Below are 24,517 nucleotides of genomic sequence, written 5' to 3'. Positions count from 1 at the left end.
CGATGACCAGCAAAGTACGTGCCGTGTTTGGCATGCCAAAAAGGCTCAATCGGTCATTTACCGTCAGCCTGATGTTATTTGCATTGCTGGGCGTGTTCGGCTCCTTTATGGTGCTTCCGCTCATCTATGCAGTCAACAATGCATTCAAGCCGCTGGATGAGCTGTTTATTTTCCCGCCGCGTTTCTGGGTGAACAATCCGACAACGGAGAATTTTGCCGATTTGATCAACCTCATGGGCAATTCGTGGGTGCCGTTATCCCGCTATATTGCCAACACATTGCTCATTACGATACTTGGCACAGCGGGGCATATCCTTCTTGCATCTGCAGCAGCTTATCCGCTGGCGAAGTATCGTTTTCCGGGTTCCAAAGTGTTGTTCACCATTGTCATTCTGTCCCTGATGTTCTCGCCGCATGTTACGGCGATTCCGAACTACATGGTGATGTCCTGGCTTGGCTGGATTAACACTCATGCGTCCATTATTGTGCCATCACTTGCGTTCTCGCTAGGACTTTTCCTGATGAAACAGTTCATGGAGCAGATTCCCGATGCTTTGCTGGAGGCAGCCAAAATCGACGGAGCCAATGAATACCGGATATTCTGGAGCATCGTGATGCCCAATGTGAAGCCGGCATGGCTCACGCTCATGATCCTGCAGTTTCCAGCGTTATGGGGAACGGATGGCGGAAGCTTCATTTACAGTGAAAATCTCAAAACGCTGCATTATGCGCTCAGTCAGATTGTGCAGGGAGGGATCGCAAGAGCCGGTGTAGGTGCGGCTGTTGCCTTGCTGCTGATGATTGTACCGATCACTCTGTTTATTATCTCTCAGAGCAGTGTTATGCAGACGATGGCCACTTCGGGCATGAAAGAGTAGAAAGGAGGCAGCGAGGTGCGGAGAAGCACATGGAAAAAACGTAAATCGATCATCATGGGCATGATCTGCCTCCTGTTGTTCGTTCAAGAGGCACCCTACGTGAATGCAGATGGTAAAACGGATGCGTATCATTATTCCTTCTGGGGTGACGCAGTTCCTTCACCGGCGGCATATGAGGCAACAACCATTATCACCGGCAAGAAGCTGAACACAACTCCTATGAAAGAGCCAAGTGACATGCATGTTACCGCCAATCAGCACGTCTTTGTGCTCGATTCGGGCAATGGCCGCATCATTGAGATGGATCGCAACTTCAAGCTGGTACGGACGATTGATTCATTTGAGCAGGAAGGCAAGGAAGATCATTTTAAAAATCCACAGGGATTGTACGTCACGGAAAAAGGTCATCTGCTGGTCGCTGATTCGGATAATCACCGGGTGGTGCATCTGGATGAACAGGGGAAGCTGGTCAAGATTGTGTCTGAACCACAATCGGATCTGCTAAAAGCAGACTTCCAGTTTAAACCGATGCGAATTGTTATGGACAAAGGGGAGCGTATCTACGTCATGGCCGAAGGCGTATTTGATGGATTCATGGAGTTCAGCGCCGATGGTACGTTCTCTTCCTTCATTGGAGCGAACAGAGTTCAGGTGGACCCGGTGGAATATCTTTGGAAACGGTTTGCAACACGGGAGCAGCGCAGTCAGATGGTGATGTTCACTCCAACGGAATTTACCAATCTGGACATGGATGAAGAGGGCTTTATCTACGCCACTAGCGGGGATCGCGGCAAAGATCCGGTCAAGAAGCTGAATGCCCAGGGTACAGACATTTTGCGCAGAGAAGGCTATCAGACTCCGCAGGGGGATTTGCTGTATACCCAGGAAGCAGGGCCATCCCGCCTGATTGATGTGGATGTGGGTGACAGTGACATGTATTCCGTACTTGATTCCAGCAAGGGTCGAATCTTCACCTACAATGGAGACGGATATCTACTCCATATTTATGGCGGTATCGGGAACCGGCTGGGCCAGTTTAATACACCTGTTGCCCTGGAACGTGCGGGAGACCGGATGTTAGTTCTGGATAAAGCGCTTGGTGAAATCACCGTCTTTCAAACAACTGAATACGGACGTACACTCCACGAAGCGGTGCGTAGCTACTATAACGGTGATGAAGATCAATCTTCGGTGCTGTTTGCCCAAGCTGCCGAGATGAACGCTAACTTGGAATATGCGTACGCGGGAATTGGCAAAGCATTGCTTCGTCAGAAGGAATACGCCGAGTCTGCGAAATATTTCAAGCGCAGCATGGAGCCCAAAGGGTATTCCAAAGCTTTTCTTTTGTACCGCAAAGAGCTGATGCGTGAACATTTTTCATGGATGATGTCCGGTATATTCCTGGCTGTCGCTGCGATTGTCACCGTCATCATCGTTCGCAGGCAGAAAAGGAGGACTACGAATGCAGGCATCAAGTAAGCAACTATACCAGTACCCGCTGCATCTGATTTTTCATCCGTTTGACGGATACTGGGAATTGAAATATGAACGGAACCAGAGAAACTCACTGCTGATTGCTTTCATGATCCTGGTGCTTCTGGTCATCACCAAAATTTTGCATGCCCAGTACAGCGGTTTTCTCATTAATCTCAGTAATCCAAAGTACCTGAACAGTCTGCTCGAAATGTTATATGTCATTATACCGGTACTGTTTTGGTGTGTGGCTAACTGGTCGTTAACCACATTGATGGACGGGGAAGGCAAGTTCTCCGAAATTTTCATGTCAACGTGTTTTGCACTGGTACCGTTGTTCCTCATTCATTTCCCATGGATCTGGCTGAGTCTTGTGATCTCTGCGCAGGAAACTGCCTTTTATTATTTCTCCAATGCACTCGCCGTTGCATGGACGGTATATCTGTTATTTGTGGGGAATATGACGGTTCATCAGTACACACCAGCCAAAACGGTGCTCACCATGCTGCTGACACTTGTAGCGATGGCGTTTATGGCATTTCTGTGCCTGTTATTCTTTAGTCTTGTACAGCAGATTGTATCGTTTGTCGTAACCATCTATCAGGAATTAGTGCTTCGGGGCTAAGGGAGGAGGAAATTGTTATGAATTATACCGTAGCCAAAAAAATAACAGGAATGCTGCTCGCGGGAAGTCTGCTTCTTGGCGGTTGTCAATTCTCGCCAACACCGCCCGCTCACGAGACAGTGACTGCCGCAGATCCGACGGACTTTCCCTCCCTGCCTCCCGGAGAGAAACTGAAATCATCTTTCAGCGATGTCCGCCTTCCCGGCATGGTAGGCATTGCGCAGAATGCTGCGCTGCAGTTGTTCATTAACGAAGAGACTGCCGAGATTGCAGTGATTCACACGCAGAGCGGCCAGATCTGGCGCAGCAATCCTGCAAATCGTGAGCAGGATGGGGTTGCAGCCGGGATAAACAAAGACCTTTTGTCATCACAAACGAAGCTCAGCTTCTTCAACAGCCTCGGACAGAGCAGCACCGTGAATTCTTTCACGGATAGTGTTGCACACAAGCAGATAAGCTACGAGGTGCTGCCAAGCGGCGTGCGGGTCCACTACCAGTTTGGAAGCACTGAGCGATCCATAGAAGACTTGCCGATGAAGATCAGCAAGGAGCGATTTGAACAAAAGCTGCTTGCACAGCTAGACAAGGCCGGGCAACGGGCCTTGAAGGTCGGTTATGCGGAAGACAAGGATGAAGGCGCTTACGTCCGGATTGATAAGGCGATGCAAGGATTGCAATTGTCCCGAGCCTTGAAAGCTTTTGACACAGCCGGTTACACATCGGAGGATCTGGCTCAGGATCACGCCGAGTTTGGCATTGAAGAGGAACGAAGTGGACCACGGCTGTTTATGCTTACGATGGAATATGAGCTGGATGGAGAGGATCTGCTCGTGCGTGTTCCGTCCTCAGGCATTCATTTTCCGGAGGAATATCCGATCAACAGCATATCTGTAATGGATTATTTCGGGGCCGGGGGTACAGAAGAAGAGGGATCCATACTGGTGCCGGACGGTTCGGGAGCGCTGATCCATTTTAACAATGGCAAGCTGCAGTATCCTGCCTATCAACAAGATATATACGGACCGGATATGACCATGAAACTGCGGGAAGCAAGTTCGAATGAAGCCAGAGCCAGGTTGCCGGTATTTGGACTGATTCGGAAAGAGGGGGCTTTCCTGGGCATTATTGAAGAAGGGGATGCCGTCGCAGTTGTGAATGCCGATATCAGCGGCAAACTGAACAGTTACAACAACGTATATCCAAGCTTCTATGTAGTGAACAAGAGCGATGTGACGCTTCAGGCAAGTGATATGGTTCGTACACTTCCGAAATTCCAGAAGAAACCGACGGTGTCCGACTTTGTCGTTCGATATGCTTTTGTGGGGGCGGATAAGGCCTCGTACTCAGGGCTTGCATCTCTCTATCGGGATTATCTGATGCAAAACGGCGGACTTCCCGAGTTGAACGCCAGCAAGGAGCAGAGTAACGTTCCCTTTTATCTGCAACTGTTCGGCGGCATGACAACAAGGCAGCATATGCTGGGCATACCGTATGATTCAACGGAGGCTTTGACCACGTTTGATGAAGCCAAAAACATTCTCTCCTCCTTGACGGAGAAGAAGGTATCCAATATTCAGGTGCGCTATGCGGGATGGCTTAACGGCGGACTTCATCATCGACTGCCGGATTCCATCCAAGTAGACGGCGCCATAGGTGGGAAAAAGGGATTGCGGGAATTCAGCGCATACACACAAGAAGCGGGCATCGGTTTCTATCCCGATATCGCTCTGCTGAATGTGCAATCCAAAAAAGGGTTTAAACCGTCCAAAGAAGCTTCGCGCACATTAACTCAGGAACCGGCGGTCTTGTATCCGATGAACCAGGCCATCCAGAGGCGGGACCGGGATCGTTCACCATCCTATGTGCTTTCACCCAACAAGCTGGAGGACGTGACGGCAGACATGTTAGATGAGCTGAGGTCCCTTCAAAAGGATGGACTGTCGCTAAGCCTGAATGATCTGGCAGCTCAGTTAAACAGCGATATGAATCCGAAAAAGCTGGTGGACCGAACACAAGCGCTTGGCTCCGTAAAGAAGGCACTTGAACAGATCGGGCAGCAGGCTGGCTCGCTTGTTGCTGAAGGCGGGAACGCTTATGCCCTGCCGTATGTAACTGGTCTGACAGATGCGCCGATGACCAGCAGTCGTTTCAAGCTGGAGGATGAAGAGATTCCGTTCTATCAGCTCGTTGTACACGGCAGCATCGGTTATACGGGGACGCCATACAATCTCTCCACATACACCAATGCAAGGCAATATGTGCTGAAGCTGATTGAATATGGAGCCAGTCCTTACTTTGCATGGTTCAATGCGCCAAACCATGTTGTGAAAGAAACGGATTATGATGATCTCTACGCGGCGAATTATGAACAATGGATCGATCTGGCTGCCGAGATCTACAACGAGGTGAACCAGGTGAACCAACCGTTTGCCGGACGTTCCATGATGTCCCATGAATCCCTGGAGGAGGGCGTCTTCCGGACAACATATGAAGGTGGCGGGTTCGTAATCGTCAATTATAACGACTTCCCTGTAGAAGTTGACAACGATACAGTGGAAGCCCAAAGCTATGTGACTGGTGGTGAGCAGCTCTGAAGACGCTCCTGAAATGGAAATGGGGAAGTCGTACGTATGCTCAGCAGAAAGCCATGTGGGGCGTAATCTACGTGCTTCCCTGGCTCATTGGTTTTGTGTTGTTTTTCTTCATTCCGCTGTTAGCCTCTCTGCGATACAGCATGAGTACAATTCAGGCTAACGCGGAAGGCATAGCGATTCAGTTTAACGGTGTTGCCAATTACATTCAGGCGCTGACCGTCAATACAAGCTTTAACCGTGCGTTAATTGAGGCGATCACAGACGTACTCATCAACGTACCGCTTATCGTTATATTCAGTCTGTTCCTTGCCGTCATCCTGAATCAGAAGTTCAGGGGCCGGGCTGTAGCGCGGTCGATCTTTTTCCTGCCCGTTATTCTCGCATCGGGAGTGATTATGACACTGGAGAGCACCAGCCTGATTGACGCGGTTAATCAGAGCAGCACAGGTGGAAGCTCACTTGGGACATTTGAACTCGAAAATCTGATGGTTAACGCCGGAGTGAGCGATTGGATCGTCACATATCTGAGCAGCGCCGTAGATCGGATCTATCAGATCGTCAGTCAATCCGGTGTACAAATTTTGATCTTTTTGGCAGGGATCCAGACGATTTCCCCTCAACTGTATGAGGCTTCGAAGATGGAAGGGGCGACGGGTTATGAAGCCTTTTGGAAAATTACGTTCCCGATGGTCAGCCCGCTTATTTTTGTCAATGCGATCTATACCATCATTGATTCATTTGCCAATAACGCCATGACGGAACTGATCCGGGATACCGGCTTCGTCAAATTTGACTTTGGATTAAGTTCTGCCATGGCATGGGTCTACTTTCTGGCCATTGCCATCATTCTGGTTATCGTAAACATCATTTTCTCGAAGCGAGTCTTCTATCAAGATTAGAAAGGAGGGTGTCCCACGTGACAACATCACGATTATTATCGCTGGAGCATTGGAAAGGCTGGCTGTGGGCCATGATCCGATTCGTTCTGATTACCGGGCTTTCCTTCGTTATCCTGTTTCCCATATTTCAGAAGGTTTCCACATCCATCAAAGCTAAAGGTGATCTGTATTCGGCAGTGGTGGTATGGATTCCACAGAACTTCTCCATCGACAATTTCAAAGAGGCGATACGCGTAATGGATTACTGGGCAACGCTGTTCAATACGTTTGCCCTGTCTGCAACGACTACACTGCTGACTACAGCATCCTGTGCACTTGCAGGATACGGATTCGCCAGACTGAAATTCAGGGGAAGCAACTGGCTGTTTGCTGGTGTAATTCTGACGATTCTTGTACCGCCAACGACCATTCTCATTCCGGTATACCTGAATCTGAAAAGCTTTGACCTGATGGGGCTTATGACGCTTATAGCCGGAAAACCTGTTAATTTGCTTAATACCTATTGGCCGTTTATTCTGACGGCGATTACGGCCAATTCACTTAAAGCCGGTTTGTATATCTTTATCTTCCGGCAATTCTTCAGAGGTATTCCGAAGGAAGTGGAGGAGGCGGCCTATGTGGACGGCGCGGGCATCGGGCGAACATTTTCAAGAATCATGCTGCCCAATGCCATTCCGTCGATGGTAACAGTCATGCTGTTTTCCTTCGTATGGCAGTGGAACGACAGCTTCTATACGACGACTTATCTGACTTCAAGTAAAGTCATGTCGACTCAGTTATCGTCCCTTCCGTATAATCTGGCCCAGCAGGTTACTGACGGTGCAGCTTCCCAGGCCGATCCGTTCTATCTGAGCATGATCCAGGATACAGGAATTCTTCTTGCCATTCTGCCTTTGATCGTCATCTATTTGTTTGTTCAACGATATTTCGTAGAGAGTGTAGAGCGTACGGGAATCGTCGGTTAAGTTAAGTTTCATATGTACGTTTGGAGTGGGATCAGACTGGAAGAGGGAGGAGGAACATCATGCAACATTCCATCTATGAAAAGGGGGCATGTAACGATCTCATGAACGTCTGCTCACAGCAGAACCGCGATCCTTCCCTGCGCAGGATCCCCCTGCTGGTGTGGAACGGGCTGCGGGAGCGGGCGCCGACCTGAGCGACCTGTTTGATCAGAGATATTCTGACGGAGCATACTCGCGTTATTGCAAGGCAATATATCAGATCAGGAGGAATTAAAGTGAAGAAGTTCATGACATCTTGTAAACTTGTACTCATTCTGGCTTTATTGATCACAATTGCTCCATGGGGAGGCAGCCGTGCCGAAGCATGGGTGGGCATGCCGATGGGCAAGCTGCACGTAAACGGCAAAAACCTGGTGAACAGCAACAACCAGCCTGTGCTACTGAACGGTTGGCATCAACCCTCAGGTGCCTACTGGACATATCAGGACAGCAATTATTATCTCAATCTGCACGGTAATAACCGTCATGCAGCTACACTGGCTTATCTGAAAGACATTACCGATACTTTTGCGGACACCAGCGCGAAGTACGGAAGCAATCATGGCTGGAATATGAATCAGGTACGTCTGTTCATCGATCGTCAGGACATGGGAGATGTGGCTGCTGGTACATATAACTTTGCCGGTGTGCAGACCGTTACGCAAAATGTAATTATTCCGTACATTCAATATGCTAAAACAAAAGGTGTCTATGTTGTCCTTGGACTGGACTTCACATTGAAGGATGATCAGGCAACAACCCCTGCCAACCTGCAAAAATTCAACGAAATCTGGGGTTATCTCGCTTCACGCCCGGAGATCAAAAGTGCAGACAACGTTCACTTCGAACTGATCAACGAACCGGTGAAATCCTATGCCAATGGACATTGGGGTGGATACAACGGGGAAAATGACTTTGTGGATCACTGGAATGACTTACGTAATTTCCAAAATTCCATGATTTCAACAATTCGCAGCAAAGGTGCGGACAATGTCATCTGGGCGGCAGGTCTGGGATACAACCAATTTTACAGCTTGACGGCAAGCCATCCATTGACTGATCCGCTCAATAACTATGGATATGCGGTTCACTGGTACCCTGGTTATGGCGCATATGACAACTTCTCTATCCTGCAAGACCAGTGGAATACCAACGTGAAGGCAGCCGCTGACAAATATCCGATTAATATTACCGAGGTAACCTGGTTCAAAAACAAACCTGGCGATTCGGCCTATTGGAACTTGTTTAATGGCAGCAATGAAGGGTTTGGCACCAATACCAAAACGATTTTCAACGCAGCAGGCAATGTCAGCATTGCAGCTCATATGAACGGATTCATTCTAAGTGAAGGACCACGAAGCTCCTTTGCCGACCCAACGGCTGGACTGAAATGGGATGGAGATGCTTCACGGAGTGCCATGGGACGATTCCTGTTCAACTGGTACCATGAACGTGCCCAGACTTATCCGGGCAGTGGACAAGGTGGCGGACCGACAACGGGTCTTGTATCCGGTGCAACTTATAAAATCGTAGCCCGGCATTCCAACAAAGTTGTTGATGTTCCTGGTGGTCAAAATGAAAATAATCTTCAGCTCCAACAGTGGAGCGATCTGGGCGGTAACCCTCAGAAGTGGGTTCTGACTTCGATCGGTAACGGCAACTATACACTGACAAGTGTGAACTCGCCGGACAAAGTCATCGACATTCGCAACGGTACCCTCACCAATGGGGAAGCGGTTCAACTCATGAGCAATCTGAACACAACCGCTCAGCATTTTAAGGTCAACGATCTTGGTAACGGGTACTGGAGTATCATCAACGTGAACAGCAATAAAGCGATTGAAGTGGCAAACGCTTCCACTTCGGATGGAGCCAAGCTGCAGCAGAACACCTACACAGGTGCTACAAACCAACAATGGAAATTTGTTGCCGTTAGCAATTAATAAGGACAATGTTAAACAAAAACCTCCCCAAGTCATTCCATGTCTTGGGGAGGTTTTTTGCGTTTGTTTTTAATACTTTGGGAATGAGACCATGCGAAGGTAAAATACAACTATATTTGTGCGTCAACCCGCAGAGTGACAATTATTTTCATGCAAGCATTGTACACTGCAGTATGTAAATGTACCATAAGGAAGAAGTTGTACCTTCACCAGGAAGAAATGCCCGGTGTATCATTGAACAGCTACCTTATCACAGAGAAATGTAAGCGCTTGATAAAAAAGGGAGGGTACATATGCAGCTCCTATGGTCCAAATTTTCACCCGTATTCCGCCGATTCCTCATTTCGTATCTTGTCATTCTAATGATTCCTCAAATTGCGGGATATGCCTCTTACCGAGCTTCCATTGAAGCAGCCCGTTCCAGCTCCATTGAGAACAGTTTGAAGTCGCTGAGTCTTGGCAAAGAGATCATTGAGCGAAATCTTCTTCAAGTCGAAGCTTTTACCAGACAACTTGCCGTCAATCCCGATTTGCAAAATTTAATTGCTGGCCCAAAGCCGCATGATCTCTACAATGTCTACGGTATGAACCGCATGCAGCGGAGCCTCTCCATGTACAGCAGTACCAATGATTACTTGTCTCATTTCTTCATTCACATTCCGAACTACAATGCCATCATCACACCAAGAACTGTGTATTATCGTCCAGAGCATTATTATGCTGCCAATCAGCTGGACGGTATGTCGTTTGAACAATGGCATGACCAAATTCTCAAACAACCACACTTTAATGAAATCATACCGCTTCGAAACTATAAACGTGAAATACTGGGCACTGTGCTTGCAGACGTTCCCGCCATTACGTTTCTGCAATCTCTGCCTTTGAACAGCTTCAACAAACCGCAAGCGACGATTGGTGTCATGATTGATCAGGATCAGATGGCAAGCCTTACTCAAAATATTGTGGATCAATATGGCGGCTGGACTCTCGTCACCGATGCGGAAGGGCAGATCATTTTCTCCCTTGGCATTGAACAGGCCGAGGCTGAGCAAATGGCACAGAATCATCGGAGAGAAGGTAACACTGGGGAAACGGAGCTGAACGTGCAGAATGTACAGCCTGGAAGTGATGGTCGGCTGCTGATATCGATACAGTCCAGTCAAAATGGATGGAATTACATGGCAGGGATTCCGGAGAAAGCACTCATGACAAAAGCGGACCAAATCAAACAAGTCACGCTGGTCTTTACTTTGGCAACCATTGCCTTGGGACTGTTATTCGGGCTGTTTCTGGCCTATCGGAATAGTGCACCCGTTTACAGATTGTTGGCCTCTTTTCGGGAACAAATCACCGATTCTCCAGGCAGACGGGGCAATGAATATGATTTTTTGGCAAGCCATATTAACAATCTGATTGCTAATAATGACTCACTTAAAAACGCCATGAATGAGCAGATTCCGTTGTTGAGAGACGGTTTTATCAAACGTTTGTTAACCGGAGAAGTCTATACCTCACTTGAGTTGGAGGTTATCTCATCCCAGGCGCACATTTCTCTTCATAGCAGCAAGGGCTTGGCAGGCTTAGTGAAGGTAAACGGATATGCCAATCCGGACAGTGAAGAAACTATCCATGAACTGGGTGTTGCAAGGCTGCTTATCAAACAAGTACTTACAGAATGGAATGCGCAGCTGCTGATCACGGATTGGGGAACAGACCAGATCGCTTTTGCCTGTCCATTGGATGAGAACTCACTGAATGAAGCTATAGGGAGATGTGAAAAAGAGCTGAACACCTTGATGGAAGTGATCTACCGGGAGCATCGGATATCCACAACAATTGGCACAGGTGCAGCTTACGAGGTCTGGAATGATGCGGGTCGCTCTTTTGACGAAGCCAAACAAGCTCTGGATTATGCCATTCATATGGGAACAGATCATCTGGTGAGATTTGAAGATACGATGAAGGAAAATGAAATGTACTATTATCCGATTGAGTCTGAACAGCGCCTGCTGAACACGATCAAAGTCGGTGAGCCTGAAGAGGCGATACGCATTCTGGAGCAATTGTTTCTTCGTAATTTAGAGGAGCGGGAACTGTCCTACGAGATGACGCAGCAGTTCATCATGGAGCTGAAGGGGACTTTTCTGAAGCTGGACGAACCAAAATTCAAGCTGGATGCCTCACTGCTGGAGGAATATAAATCTCGGGTGACATCCATTCAGATGACAGAAACGATTACTTCGCTGCGGGCAAAATTCAAACAGTTAACAGAAGACATCTGCGGTGACTTCCAGAGAAGAAGAGCAGGAGCACATGCGGATACTGTAAGCGAAATGATTTGTTTTATCCAACATAATTATGGGGATGCAAACTTGACGATCTATCGGATTGCCGAGCACATGAGCAAGTCCGAGAAGTTTATATCCCAACTGTTCAAAGAACATACAGGAGAGAATCTTTCCGATTATGTAGAACGGGTACGCATTGATGCTGCCTCGAACTTGTTGCACTCTACCGGTCAGACTATTGACGAGATAGCAGAAGCCACCGGGTATAATAGTGCACATTCATTCCGCCGAGCTTTCAAGCGGGTACGCGGCATTTCTCCGAGTGTATTTCGGAAAATGGACGTTCATAGCGGTTAATGTAGGCTGTTTCTCGGGAACTATATTCGCTTTTTGTACTTTCTCAGCATAACTGTACCTTTACGCATCCCCAGCGTAATCTTATGATTACTCAAAAAGTAAGCGCTACCAAGTCGAGTTGCAGTTCAGCACGATTTGGAGCCAAGAATGGGGGGATGATTCTGAGAACCACAATGACCAGTGAATCAAAGTCCGTGGAGAAACCAAGTAAACCGTTTGCCTTGAAGCAAGCATTATCCAGAAGCTGGAGGCGACATTGGCAGCTGTATCTGCTGATCCTGCCACCGATTGCTTACTTTATTATTTTCAAGTATGTACCCATGGTGAATGCGGTCCTGGCATTTAAAGATTACAACGTCATCAAGGGGATCTGGGGCAGTCCGTGGGCCGGAACCAAGTATTTCGAATTACTTTTTAAAAATCCGGCGTTTGTCATGCTAATCAAGAACACGCTCTACATTTCGTTTTACAGCCTGATCGTTGGTTTCCCGATTCCTATATTACTCGCACTCGCGCTGAACGAAATCAAAAACATACGATTCAAAAAAACGGTGCAAATGGTGACGTATGCTCCATATTTCATTTCTACCGTTGTTATGGTCTCCATCATTATGCTCTTTCTGTCTCCTAGGCTGGGTATTGTCAACACGATTGCAGGTGCCCTTGGTTTCGAAGCAGTGAATTTTCTCGGTGAGCCCGGGCTGTTTCGATCCATCTACGTTTTCTCCGATGTGTGGCAGGGAATGGGGTACTCCGCTGTGATATATCTGGCCGCTCTGGCAGGTGTTGATCCGTCCCTGTATGAAGCCGCCAAAGTGGATGGAGCCAACCGAATACAGAAAATCATTAATGTTGATCTGCCTGGACTACTTCCGGCAGCCGTCATCATTCTGATCCTGAGTGTAGGGAATATCATGGCTGTTGGGTTTGAAAAAATATATTTGCTGCAAAATCCGCTCAACCTGTCTGCTTCGGAGATCATCTCCACGTATGTCTATAAAATAGGATTGCTGAATGCCAATTACAGCTTCGCTACTGCGGTTGGCCTGTTCAACTCGGTGATTAACCTGATTTTGCTATTAATCGTAAACGCGGTCGCCAAGCGACTGTCCAATACAAGCTTATGGTAACGGGAGCGAAAGGAGGAGAAGCAACCCATGCCTAACACACAGACAAATGCAGGACGTTCGCGGATCAAGAGCAGCAGTACGATTCGTGAATCCTGGGGGGACCGCGTATTTATAACGGTTGTTTATTTCATGCTGACAGTTGTGCTGATTGCCGTGCTGTATCCCTTGATATATATTGTGAGTTCTTCGCTCAGCAGCCCTGCTGCCGTCTCCTCGGGAAAAGTCTGGTTGTGGCCCATTGACCTGACGTTTGACGGTTACAAGTCTGTATTGCGGAATGATCAAGTCCTTACCGGCTATGCTAATTCCCTTTTCTATACAGCCTGCGGCACCTTCATCAGCGTGGCACTGACCATCATGATTGCTTATCCATTATCCAAAAAAACGTTTGTTGGTCGCAGTTCGTTAATGATGTTTATTACCTTCACCATGCTGTTCTCGGGCGGTTTGATTCCTACCTATCTGGTGGTCAAAACCATGGGACTGATTGATACCCGCTGGGCGTTGCTGATTCCCAATGCCGTCTGGGTATGGCAAGTCATCATTGCCCGTACCTTTTTTCAGAATTCGATACCGGAAGAATTGTCCGAAGCAGCAGACATCGATGGCTGCAGTGACATCCGGTTTATCTTCAGTATTATCCTGCCACTCGCCAAACCGATTATCGCCGTATTGTCACTTATGTACGCAGTCGGTCAGTGGAATGCATACTTTGACGCCCTCATCTATCTGAAATCACAGTCGCTCTATCCGCTACAGCTGATATTGCGCAGTATTCTTATTCTGAACAGCAGTACGGGGAACATGGATGCATCGGAAATGATCAAACAGCAGCAGATGGCTGAACTCATGAAGTACTCGTTAATTGTGATGGCCAGTTTGCCTGTGCTAATTATCTATCCTTTTGTTCAACGGTATTTCGTGCAAGGCATGTTGATTGGCTCAGTCAAAGGATAAGTTCATTTTTTCTATTATTCATGAGGGAGAGGATTATATTGAAAAAAGCGGGATTCATCATTCTTGCCTGTATGCTGTTTACCTCGTTGGTACTTGCCGGATGTTCAAGTTCTGATAAGGGGAACGGGGAAGGCAGCGCCCCGTCAGGCAAGACAGTTATTAATGTGTTTGCTCACCAGGGCTCGGATACCAACCTGTCCACTAACAAATTCACGAAGAAAATGGAAGAGAAGTTTGATATTCAGTTTAACTGGACCACGGTTCCATTCGACGGTGCAGCGGAGAAAAGACAGATTTCCCTGGCTTCCGGTGATTATCCGGACTTGTATCTGCTCATCCCTTGGGTAGATCGTTTCTCCCAGACAGACTTGTTGAAGTTTGGTCAGCAGGGGGTTATTTTGCCGCTGAATGATCTGATTGAGGAGCATGCTCCCAATATTAAAAAAGTGCTTGAAAGCAATGACTATTATCGGGCCATGAACACTGCTCCCGACGGAAATATCTATGGTCTGACGGGTCTGAATGAATGTTTTCACTGTTCATACCCGAACAAGATGTGGGTCAACACCAAATGGATGGAACAACTGGGCCTGACCGAACCCACGACGACAGAAGAATTTAAGGAAATGCTTCGGGCATTTAAAACGAAAGACCCGAACGGGAACGGTAAAGCCGACGAAGTACCGCTAAGCGGTTCGACTGAAAATTTTGGTGTGCACATTATTCCGTACTTGATGAACGGTTTTATCTATGACGACGATCGGAATTATCTCATTGTCAATCAGGGGAAAGTGGAGACCGTAGTGAACAAACCGGAGTGGAAAGAAGGGCTTGCCTATATTAAATCCCTGTACGATGAAGGGTTGATTGATCCAGGGGCATTTACCCAAAACGTGGGGGCCTTCAAAAAAATTGGCGATAACGCTGATGCACAGCTTCTTGGTGCGGGAGCAGCGATGCATCCATCGTTATTCGTAACGACTGCGGAAGGTTCACCTTACGGAAATGATTACAATCCCATCCCTCCATTGAAGGGACCCCATGCTGCTTATGCTACGTACAACTATCCAATTGATCCCGGAGCGTCCTTTGTACTGACAAACAAAGCCAGTGAGGCAACGCAGATCGCGGCCATAAAGCTGCTGGATTATATCTATACCCAGGAAGGAACCATGGCATCATATCTGGGAGAAGAGGGCGTAAGCTGGCGCAAACCACAAGAAGGAGAAGTGGCGCTCAATGATCAGATTGAGCCGTTATATAAAGCCATTCCGCTTCCTTCTGGAGAAGAACCTCGTAATGACAGTTGGGCTGCATTGAGTCAGTACAATCATTATCAGGCATATCGGGACTCCGAAGTACAGGGGACAGACATCTATGCCAATGATGGTGGTGAGCGACGTCTCTATGAGGCGACATTGTTAATGGAGGGCAAGGAACCAAAAGAGATTTTCCCTCATTGGGCATTGTGGGTAGATCCGTCCCAAGCTGATGAAGCCAGCATGATGCAGACCAATCTCAAGGATTACATCGATCAGAACGCCCTGCAATTTATTACAGGCGCCAAAAGTCTGGATAAGGATTGGGATGAATATGTGAAAGGTCTGGAGGGACTGAACATTAATCGATATCTGGAGATCATGCAGTCTTCCTATGATACTTCTTCTGTTTCCAAATAATTAAAGTATCTGAATTATATCCAGTCAGAGCGGGAAAAGGTACTGCCTGTATTTGCACAACCAAACGTTCCCGGTTCGCAGTCAACATATGCGAGCCGGGAACGTTTTTTAATTGATATAGATTATCGTTATATCATTGCATTCTTCTTAGAATTCTGTGATTGAACCTGTCCTGCAAGCCAAACGTTCACAGGACAGGTTCAACGGCTCGTACACATTCCCTTAGTACATGCGATATCTTCCGCTTAGAGCCAGCATGCTGAAAAAATACAGGCAATTGTCGTAATAACGTCGCTCACCCTGACGCAGAGGTGTGTTCCAGAACTTACGAACGAATGTGTCAGCATGTGGACCGTCCGCAGCAAGTGAAGCCATGGCATTGGTAGCCAGCAAACCTACAGGATGCAGTGAAGGTTCGTCGAAAGGTTCACCTTCTATTGTATAACGACGATAATCGGACATTTCAATCTCACTGAAGAAGGATTGAATCCGGTTGGATTGCTCGATCTGCCAGTGATCCTTGCGGAACCATTCCCAGTCCAGCGCAATATTTGCAGCAGTACGATATGCATCACTGTAAAAATGCCTGAAATCCCCATGTGGCTGTATTGGAGCCGGAGAGCCGTCATAATTCGCATATTCAGGTGAAAGTCCTGTTACGGGATGGCAAGCTGTATGCAGGTAAGCCCGACTAGCGGCCGCCGCTTCATTCCAAAAAGCCTGATCTTCTTCATCCGCATATTTCGCGAATAGTTCATAAAAATGAGGCAGATGGTAGGACGGATCGCTAAACGGTGTTTCTGGAATGAATTTGATCAGTTTTGTTTCCGGGTCCCACATGGGGTCACCTTCGCCGTCTTCGCCCTGATGTATACATGCACGAAGGATTTTGCGGGCTTGTGCCTTGTAATCATAAGGTTCAGCGCCATCGCCCCAGCGGTTAGAGGCGAAAAAAAGCGCCATGGCAAAAAACTCCTCACCATCAGGAGCAGGACCTTGTGAGAGTCTGGTTCCGTCAGGCTTGCAATGCCAAGCGAAGTAATCTTTGTATCGACCCTCGGTATGCTGCATAAACGTGTGGGAGAAATTCCAGATTCGATTAAATTCTTCCTTTTTGTCCATCTGAACAGCCATCATCATGCCATAAGACATGCCTTCGGAGCGAACATCGAGATTACCGGTGTCCAGCAAATAACCCTTGTCCTCACCCATGGGGTAATATATTCGAGTATTTTCATCGCCATAAAACAGCTCGTTCCATGTTTCTTCCAATCTGTTCGTGATCTCATTCTCATCGTAACCTAGCTTCGAAAACAGATTTGTATATGTACCCGTATCCCACGCGCCTTGACCCGTGATATTCATGTGTCTCCTCCTTCATCAATGCGGTTTTTCAAAATTATAACATGGAAACAGTATACAAATTAAAGCGTTTACATGAAAAATTATAGGTGTTCTAATTTGCATGTGATTGTAGTCGAATTAAAATGATATAGTGGTGGAAATCCTATAATTTGTCAGGTTGTTGTAAAATTATGTAAGGGATACACTTTGGGGGAAGGATCACACTTGATCCAATCATAGTCAAGCTGTGATCCTTTAAATGCTGTTTGAGGATGATCAGAATCTAGCCGAAAGGATGTGATGGTGATTTATGCTCCAGGATTCAGAAGATGCAGGTGAAAACACGGAATTCACTGCACCGCGCGATCCAGTCGGAGTGACAGCGTCAGCAGTCAAACCCGCAATTGATTTTGAATCACATGGATATCGCGACATGATTGGCCGATCTCTTCTGAACAAAGGGAATAATGTCAGATTAAAACGAGCCATTGAGAAGGCAAAAAACGGTGAACCTGTCGTTATCGCTTATATTGGAGGCTCCATTACCCATGGTGCTGGTGCAGTACCTATTCATCTCCAAAGTTACGCTTATCGGTCGTATGAGTCGTTCAAGTTTATGTTTGCGCTTTCAAAAGATAGTCCGATTCATCTGATTAAAGCAGGTGTGGGTGGAACTCCTTCAGAACTGGGGATTGTACGTTATGATCGTGATGTGCTGAGGGGAGGTGCCGTTCAGCCGGATATTGTCATAATCGAATTCGCAGTCAATGACGCAGATGATGAAACCCAAGGTAAATGTTACGAGAGTCTGGTACTCAAAGCACTTACTGCCGATAACAAGCCAGCGGTCATCTTGTTATTCAGTGTATTCGAAAATGACTGGAATCTACAGGATCGCCTCGCTCCGGTAGGCTGGCATTATGATCTGCCAATGGTAAGTGTGAAAGATGCTGTCGTAGATCAGTTCAACAAGACAAAAGGTGAAGGCAACGTTATTTCCAAAAAGCAATTTTTCCATGATATATATCATCCAACTAACATAGGGCATCGAATTATGGCCGATTGTTTGGAATATTTGTTCGACGTGACGAATCGTTCTGAGTGGGATGAGAAAGATCATGATATTGAAAAAACTCCGCTAATTGGAAATGAATTTGTTCATGTGAAGCTATTGGATCGGAAAAACGGCAATAGTATTGCCCGAATCAATGCAGGCTCTTTTTGTAAAACGGACACGGATCTGCAGATGGCTGAGATGGATGCTCATGACTATGGTACACCTCAGTTCCCCAACAACTGGATGCGTACAGGAGAGGGAAAAGAGGATCAGAGCAGCTTTCGTATAAGTTTGCAGTGCAAACGCCTCATTCTGATCTTCAAGGATTCGGGTAACGATGAATTCGGAACTGCACATATCAAGGTAGATGGGGTATTCGTCCAAAAAGTCGATCCGCGTCAAGTGAACTGGACCCATTGCCATGCCACACTTCTGCTTAACGAAGAGCATGTGGGGGAGCACTCCATAGAGATCGAAATGGCGGAAGGTCATGAACATAAATGCTTCACTATTCTGGGTTTTGGCTATGTGGATTAACTGAAGATTGATAGTCACTCATATGTTCGGAGGAAAAGAGAATGGAATTGATCTCACCAGCAGTAACGGGATATGACCAGTATCGGGAGAATATACCACGTGGAGTCATGGAGATGGTAGAGTATCCTTCCACCACGGTTGGCAATTCCCGTAAAGCGATGGTGTACACCCCACCAGAATTTTCTTCGACAACGATGTATCCTGTACTTTTTCTTTTGCATGGTATTGGTGGAGATGAAACCGAATGGCATACTCATGGTTCTCCCCAAATTATTCTCGATAATCTGTACAACGATAACTTGCTTGAGCCGATGGTTATTGTTTTCCCCAACGGTCGCGCAATGTCGAATGACCGAGCTGAAGGAGACCTGTTTGAACCTGAGAAAATCAAAGCATTTAAACGGTTTGAATCCGATCTGCTCAACGATTTGATACCTTACATGGAATTGAACTACCCTTTGCATAAAAGCCGGGATAAAAGGGCGATTGCTGGTTTATCCATGGGTGGAGGTCAATCCTTAAATATCGGATTAAGTAATCTAGACCATTTTTCATGGATCGGTGCTTTCTCCGCAGCCCCAAACACCAGAAGTCCGGAGCTACTTGTCCCTGATCTTTCGAAAGCGCCTTCATTACTCTCGCTGTTATGGATCTCTTGCGGTGAACAGGACAATCTTATAGAGATTAGTCTTGGGGTTCACCAATATTTGGCGCAACACGGAGTACCTCACATTTGGCATGAAGAAAGTGGAGGACATGATTGGCCCGTATGGAAGAACGATCTGTATCTGTTTTCGCAACGTCTTTTCAAGTGAATTTGCTGACGAACATTCATATCGGATTGTAGCATCAACCAAATCTATTAAAATATCAGGAGGTATTATCTATGTTCAAATTTAGCAAAAAATTGTTAACCGTTGTTCTTGCAGCTTCCATGAGTTTTGGTGTCTTCGCAGCAACATCGAGCGCAGCAACAGATTATTGGCAAAATTGGACAGATGGCGGAGGAACGGTCAACGCCGTGAATGGATCGGGCGGGAATTACAGCGTGAATTGGCAAAATACCGGGAACTTTGTTGTCGGGAAAGGGTGGACATACGGTACACCTAATCGAGTAGTCAATTACAATGCTGGTGTATTTTCTCCATCAGGTAACGGATATCTGACCTTCTATGGCTGGACAAGAGGCGCACTCATTGAATACTACGTGGTGGATAGCTGGGGAACATATCGTCCGACTGGCACGTACAAGGGCTCAATGACTAGTGATGGTGGCACATATGACATCTATACAACGATGAGATACAATGCACCTTCCATTGATGGTACGCAAACCTTCCCTCAGTATTGGAGTGTTAGACAGTCCAAGAGACCAACCGGAGTCAATTCTACCATCACGTTCAGTAATCATGTGAATGCATGGGCGAGCAAAGGGATGTACTTAGGCAACAGCTGGTCCTATCAGGTGATGGCAACGGAAGGTTATCAAAGCAGCGGAAGCGCAAACGTGACGGTTTGGTAAAAATGATGTGATGCAGTTCAACTTCTGCAACTGCATTTGAATTCAATTTTCCGGTAGCGTTGAGTAACGTTTTTCTCCAGACTAACGGACCTTGACGTTGCCGGATTTAAGCTTAGTAAAGGAGAATAACTGAATGAGGAAGCTGGTATGGTTAACTTTAATCGCTATAGTTGTTAGTCTAAGTGCTTGTTCAGTAAGTAATACCAAATTAAACGATGACTTGGTATTCGTCGAAGGGGGAGCCTTCAAGAGCAATAAGCCGAGTCAGATTGATAGGAATGAAACGCTGGATTCCTTCTATATTGGCAAATACGAAGTAACTCAAAAAGAATGGATGGAGGTTATGGGGGAAAACCCTTCTGGCTTCAAGGGAGATGACCTGCCTGTTGAAATGGTCAGCTGGTATGACGCAGTGGAATACTGTAATCAAAAAAGTATAAAAGAAAACCTGAAACCTTATTACAATATAGATAAAGACAACCAGGACACGAATAATCACAATGAAAACGACAATATAAAATGGACTGTAACGATCAACGAGGACGCCAACGGTTACCGCTTACCCACAGAGGCAGAATGGGAATACGCTGCAAGCGGAGGTCAAAAGAGCTTAAATTACACATACAGCGGAAGTAATAATCCTGATGAAGTTGCTTGGTACTGGGTAAATGCCGGCGACAACATTCTGACGGGTGACTGGAGCTGGCCCGCTATTGAGAGCAACCGTAATCAAACCAAAAAAGTCGGAACTCAGAAGGCGAATGAGTTAGGAATCTATGATATGTCTGGGAATGTGAGAGAATGGTGCTGGGACTGGTACAGTGATTCGGAGAGTCCCGATCAATCCTGGCGAGTTGTGAAAGGTGGAGGCTGGATTGGCGGTGTCAATAACAATGAGATATCATTCCGAGGCAAATTTGATGCAAATGGTTTTGGTCCCGATCAAGGATTCCGTATTGTACGTGGAGAATAAAATGCCCTGCTTGTTAGTGGATTACTTCTGAACTCGACCTATAATTTGTCGGGTGAAAACCTATAGTTTATCAGGTTGTTGTACCAAAATGTAAGCGTTACACTTGTATTGTCATCCCGGCGCTTCGTTATAATCGGAGCGTTCTTATAGTTAGTTCGGTCTGATAGAACCATTTTTATGTTATTGATTAATGACGAGGAGACTGGTAGAAATTTCATTCTACAAGTTGTGCGAGCAGACAACAATCCTGCTGTTGTTCTGCTGTTTAGCGTTTTCAGAACAACTGGAATCTACCTATAGATAAAATACATGCAGCTGATCAAGGATAAAAGAGAGGTGAGCTAATGTACAAGGTCATTGTCGCGGATGATGAGCCGTTTATGCTAGAAGGATGGAGAACGATGATTGACTGGGGAGCTTGTGGATATGAACTCTGCGGGACGGCCACGGATGGGGAGGAAGCACTTGCTTTGTTCAACTCGGTTGAACCGGATCTTGTCGTCACTGATATTCAAATGCCTGTTATGGATGGTCTCGGTTTGATTCACACCTTGCGAGAAGATCTCGCTTATACCTCTAAAATTGTTATCGTTACAGGATACTCCGATTTTAATTACGCGAAGCAAGCCATACGGTATCAGGTCGATCAGTATGTGCTTAAACCTCTTGTTCCCGAGGAAATTCATCAAATCCTTATGGAAATGATTGAACCTCTGGACAAACGCAGAAATGAGCAAAAACAGCAAAATGGAGTCATGGTTACAGATGAAGCCTATGAAAATCATCTTAATGAATATCGAATAAGCGAAGAATATGATTTAGAGCAAATGATGAACATCTCCAAAGAGATCTTGGGGTTGATTGAAGCAGAGAACACGTATTCCATCGATATTGCAGTGAGTGGACTGTTAGAGAAGAGTGAGAAAGCAGAGGTTTCGTTGGAATGGATACATCATGTCATTCGATATATCCATGGGGAGTTGCTACGAAAATATGGGAAAAGAGAGGGTTGCAGAGAAATACTATGTGAAAAAGAATGGCATGAGGCTGCGAGTTGGTCTTCCGGCACATTGCAAGACCTGTGTGTTCGACTGTCCAAGCAACTTTCCCAATCTGAATCGAAGCAAAAGACGGGTACGGGAGGACTGGTTGCAGAAGCAGTGAATGAATTGAAGCAACACTATCGAAGTAAAATTAAATTACAAGATGTAGCTAATCGTATTCACGTGAATTCTGCCTACCTGGGTCAACAGTTCAAGCGGGAGATGGGGGTCAGTTTCAGTGACTATGTGCACCAGCTTCGTGTTGAGGAGGCCCGTAAACTCCTGCGACGTACCAATATGAAGATCACTGACATTGCATTCAGGCTAGGATATCATGATGCTGAATATTTCACCCAAAAGTTCAGAGCGCATACAGGGGAACTTCCGTCAGTCTATAAAAACAAAAACCAAGGGTGATCATATGCGTCATAAATTCTGGATGTTCCGTAAGGTTAATGATATTCCTCTCCGATCCAAATTTCTGCTTATTTATGTACTTAGTATTCTCCTTCCTGTAATAACGATTAATATCTTCTTTTATCAACGAACCTCTGCGGATATCAAGATTAGAGAACAGGAAAATCTGCGCAAATCCATCGACAGGGCTGCGGGGGAACTGCTAGGCATGATTGATGAGAGCGTTGCCCTGAGCCGAATTATTGCAGCAGACGATTCGCTCTATGAGGCACTGGATCGGACCTATCACTCCCCCGTGGATTATTACAACGTCTACCATGCATTCCTGCGAGATAAATTAACACGGTACATGTCAGCGAATATTCTGGAGGTGCGTATCTATACGGATAACGATACCATTCAGACGGGCAGTCATTATATTGTAATGAAAGACAAGAATGTACTCCCTGGATTGAAACAGCTGAAATCCACCAGTGGAGGCATTCTTGTCGTTGATTATATTGAGCCATCCGGATTTAACGCGGGAAGAAGAATCAGTGTAATTGGCAAAATGGATACCTATACTTCCTATGCCAATTACAACAAGTATTCCAAGATTGATCTGGAACTTAGCCGGGTGTATAGCATTTTAAATCGTGAATCAGACAGTCTTCAGCTGCGTCTGGTGGACAGCAACAATCGAACTGTCGTTTCAAGTGGAGAATTCAGCGAAACCGACTTATCCCCCCTTGATAATGAATCAATACTCAAGGAATCTGGCAGTTCTGCTTACACGCTCGAAAAATCGTTGGGGAATCTAGCCTACCTAAAGGGTTGGAAATTGATTGGAGTTGCCGATACGCGTCACCTTGACCACCTTTTACAAGAAGCCTTTAAATCAATTCTGGGGTTGCTCGCATTAAGTATCGTGGTCCCTTCTGTATTGATCTACATTATTTTGCGTTCCTATCACTATCGGATTCGCAAGCTATCCAGACATATGGAGAAGGTTCGTAACGAACGATTCGATCTGATTGAAATTCACGAAGGGCGCGACGAAATTGGTGGGCTTATTCGTACATTTAACATCATGATTGGTAAAATTCATACGCTGATTAATGACGTATATAAACTGGAAATCCGTCAAAAAGATCTGGAGCTGGATCAAGTGAGGACTGAATTGTCCATGCTCCAGAGTCAGATGAATCCCCATTTTTTATTTAACACATTGAATGCCTTGCTGGTCGTTAGTACAAAGAATGGATATACGGAAGTCATTGAGATTATTAAAAGTCTGTCCAAGCTGATGAGACAGTTGCTCAGTCATTCTGACAATCTGATTCCTTTGCAAGAAGAGCTGGAATTTACGAATCTTTATCTCCAGATTGAGAAGTTTCGCTTCGGGGAGCTTTTTAATTATACCTTCGAGGTTGATCCTGATGCTGCTTCGTTGCTCATTCCCCGCATGAGTATTCAACCGCTCGTTGAAAATGCATGCAAACATGGCTTGCAGGCGCGAAAAAATGGAAGACAGATTAAGATAACGGCGATACGCAACGCTTCTGAACTGGTTATTCAGGTGATCGATAATGGAATCGGTATGGATGCAGGGAGACTAACGGAGCTTTTGAGAGATATTCGTTCTGAAAGAGCCAGGAACGGCGAGCATGTTGGACTCCGCAACGTCTATCGAAGGTTGGAACTCTTTTATGAAGGAAATGCGATATTTGATCTAAGCAGTGTACCTGGAAAGGAAACCATTGCAGGGTACCGTATACCGATCTCCAAACTGGAACAGAGGAAATAGGAGGTAAACTC

At 46.2% G+C, this 24,517-nt stretch carries 19 protein-coding genes; 18 read left to right on the top strand and 1 reads right to left on the bottom strand.

What is annotated here, in order from left to right; genetic code table 11:
* The first annotated feature begins 2 nt into the window (after positions 1-2).
* The 12 genes from IFU39_RS05695 (at position 3) to IFU39_RS05645 (ending at position 15,827) form a co-directional block, all read left to right on the top strand.
* The gene (locus tag IFU39_RS05695; protein ID WP_026081082.1) at positions 3-878 is read left to right on the top strand and encodes a carbohydrate ABC transporter permease; all 876 of its coding nucleotides are present in this window, start codon (positions 3-5) and stop codon (positions 876-878) included.
* 15 nt (positions 879-893) lie between these two features.
* Positions 894-2,357 carry an NHL repeat-containing protein gene (locus IFU39_RS05690; protein ID WP_192131619.1) on the top strand — a complete coding sequence of 488 codons (1,464 nt, stop codon included), beginning with the start codon at positions 894-896 and terminating at the stop codon, positions 2,355-2,357.
* Entirely contained in the window at positions 2,341-2,976 is a 636-nt protein-coding gene (locus tag IFU39_RS05685) for a YIP1 family protein (protein ID WP_091016287.1), read from the top strand. The genes IFU39_RS05690 and IFU39_RS05685 overlap by 17 nt, the downstream gene beginning before the upstream one ends.
* A gap of 17 nt (positions 2,977-2,993) precedes the next feature.
* Positions 2,994-5,570, top strand: a complete 2,577-nt coding sequence (locus tag IFU39_RS05680) for a DUF5696 domain-containing protein (protein ID WP_192131617.1) — start codon at positions 2,994-2,996, stop codon at positions 5,568-5,570.
* Positions 5,571-5,623: 53 nt separating this feature from the next.
* Entirely contained in the window at positions 5,624-6,469 is an 846-nt protein-coding gene (locus IFU39_RS05675; RefSeq protein ID WP_091016283.1) for a carbohydrate ABC transporter permease, read from the top strand.
* 17 nt (positions 6,470-6,486) lie between these two features.
* Positions 6,487-7,434: a carbohydrate ABC transporter permease gene (locus IFU39_RS05670; protein ID WP_105598719.1), complete on the top strand. Its 948-nt coding sequence runs from the start codon at positions 6,487-6,489 to the stop codon at positions 7,432-7,434.
* 59 nt (positions 7,435-7,493) lie between these two features.
* On the top strand, positions 7,494-7,628 hold the full coding sequence (locus IFU39_RS33190; RefSeq protein ID WP_274599251.1) for a hypothetical protein: 135 nt from the start codon (positions 7,494-7,496) through the stop codon (positions 7,626-7,628).
* Between the two features lie 81 nt (positions 7,629-7,709).
* Entirely contained in the window at positions 7,710-9,416 is a 1,707-nt protein-coding gene (locus tag IFU39_RS05665; protein ID WP_150367243.1) for an RICIN domain-containing protein, read from the top strand.
* A 293-nt stretch (positions 9,417-9,709) separates the two neighbouring features.
* Positions 9,710-12,061, top strand: coding sequence for a helix-turn-helix domain-containing protein (locus IFU39_RS05660; RefSeq protein ID WP_192131615.1), 2,352 nt, complete (start codon positions 9,710-9,712; stop codon positions 12,059-12,061).
* A 275-nt stretch (positions 12,062-12,336) separates the two neighbouring features.
* Entirely contained in the window at positions 12,337-13,191 is an 855-nt protein-coding gene (locus tag IFU39_RS05655; protein WP_036671100.1) for an ABC transporter permease, read from the top strand.
* 27 nt (positions 13,192-13,218) lie between these two features.
* Positions 13,219-14,148 (top strand): carbohydrate ABC transporter permease, encoded by a 930-nt coding sequence (locus IFU39_RS05650; protein WP_091030502.1) that lies wholly within the window; start codon positions 13,219-13,221, stop codon positions 14,146-14,148.
* A 20-nt stretch (positions 14,149-14,168) separates the two neighbouring features.
* Positions 14,169-15,827 carry an ABC transporter substrate-binding protein gene (locus IFU39_RS05645; RefSeq protein WP_105598722.1) on the top strand — a complete coding sequence of 553 codons (1,659 nt, stop codon included), beginning with the start codon at positions 14,169-14,171 and terminating at the stop codon, positions 15,825-15,827.
* Between the two features lie 222 nt (positions 15,828-16,049).
* Here the strand turns inward: IFU39_RS05645 and IFU39_RS05640 are convergent, their stop codons facing one another.
* Positions 16,050-17,192 (bottom strand): glycosyl hydrolase family 8, encoded by a 1,143-nt coding sequence (locus IFU39_RS05640; RefSeq protein WP_105598723.1) that lies wholly within the window; start codon positions 17,190-17,192, stop codon positions 16,050-16,052.
* 289 nt (positions 17,193-17,481) lie between these two features.
* On the opposite strand from IFU39_RS05640, the gene IFU39_RS05635 reads away from it, so the two are divergent.
* The 6 genes from IFU39_RS05635 (at position 17,482) to IFU39_RS05610 (ending at position 24,506) form a co-directional block, all read left to right on the top strand.
* A complete protein-coding gene (locus IFU39_RS05635) occupies positions 17,482-18,765 on the top strand; it encodes an SGNH/GDSL hydrolase family protein (protein ID WP_091016271.1) in 1,284 nt (427 codons plus the stop codon).
* A gap of 41 nt (positions 18,766-18,806) precedes the next feature.
* Positions 18,807-19,580: an alpha/beta hydrolase gene (locus tag IFU39_RS05630; protein WP_105598724.1), complete on the top strand. Its 774-nt coding sequence runs from the start codon at positions 18,807-18,809 to the stop codon at positions 19,578-19,580.
* Positions 19,581-19,651: 71 nt separating this feature from the next.
* A complete protein-coding gene (locus IFU39_RS05625) occupies positions 19,652-20,287 on the top strand; it encodes a glycoside hydrolase family 11 protein (RefSeq protein ID WP_091016268.1) in 636 nt (211 codons plus the stop codon).
* 133 nt (positions 20,288-20,420) lie between these two features.
* A complete protein-coding gene (locus tag IFU39_RS05620) occupies positions 20,421-21,260 on the top strand; it encodes a formylglycine-generating enzyme family protein (RefSeq protein ID WP_105598725.1) in 840 nt (279 codons plus the stop codon).
* 344 nt (positions 21,261-21,604) lie between these two features.
* Positions 21,605-22,720 carry a response regulator transcription factor gene (locus IFU39_RS05615; protein WP_091016265.1) on the top strand — a complete coding sequence of 372 codons (1,116 nt, stop codon included), beginning with the start codon at positions 21,605-21,607 and terminating at the stop codon, positions 22,718-22,720.
* 4 nt (positions 22,721-22,724) lie between these two features.
* Entirely contained in the window at positions 22,725-24,506 is a 1,782-nt protein-coding gene (locus IFU39_RS05610; RefSeq protein WP_105598726.1) for a sensor histidine kinase, read from the top strand.
* Positions 24,507-24,517 lie beyond the last annotated feature (11 nt).

It is taken from the genome of Paenibacillus sp. CFBP 13594, from assembly GCF_014842675.1.
In the GTDB taxonomy this organism is placed as follows: domain Bacteria; phylum Bacillota; class Bacilli; order Paenibacillales; family Paenibacillaceae; genus Paenibacillus; species Paenibacillus amylolyticus_B.
This window is presented reverse-complemented; position numbering and strand designations above follow the sequence as displayed.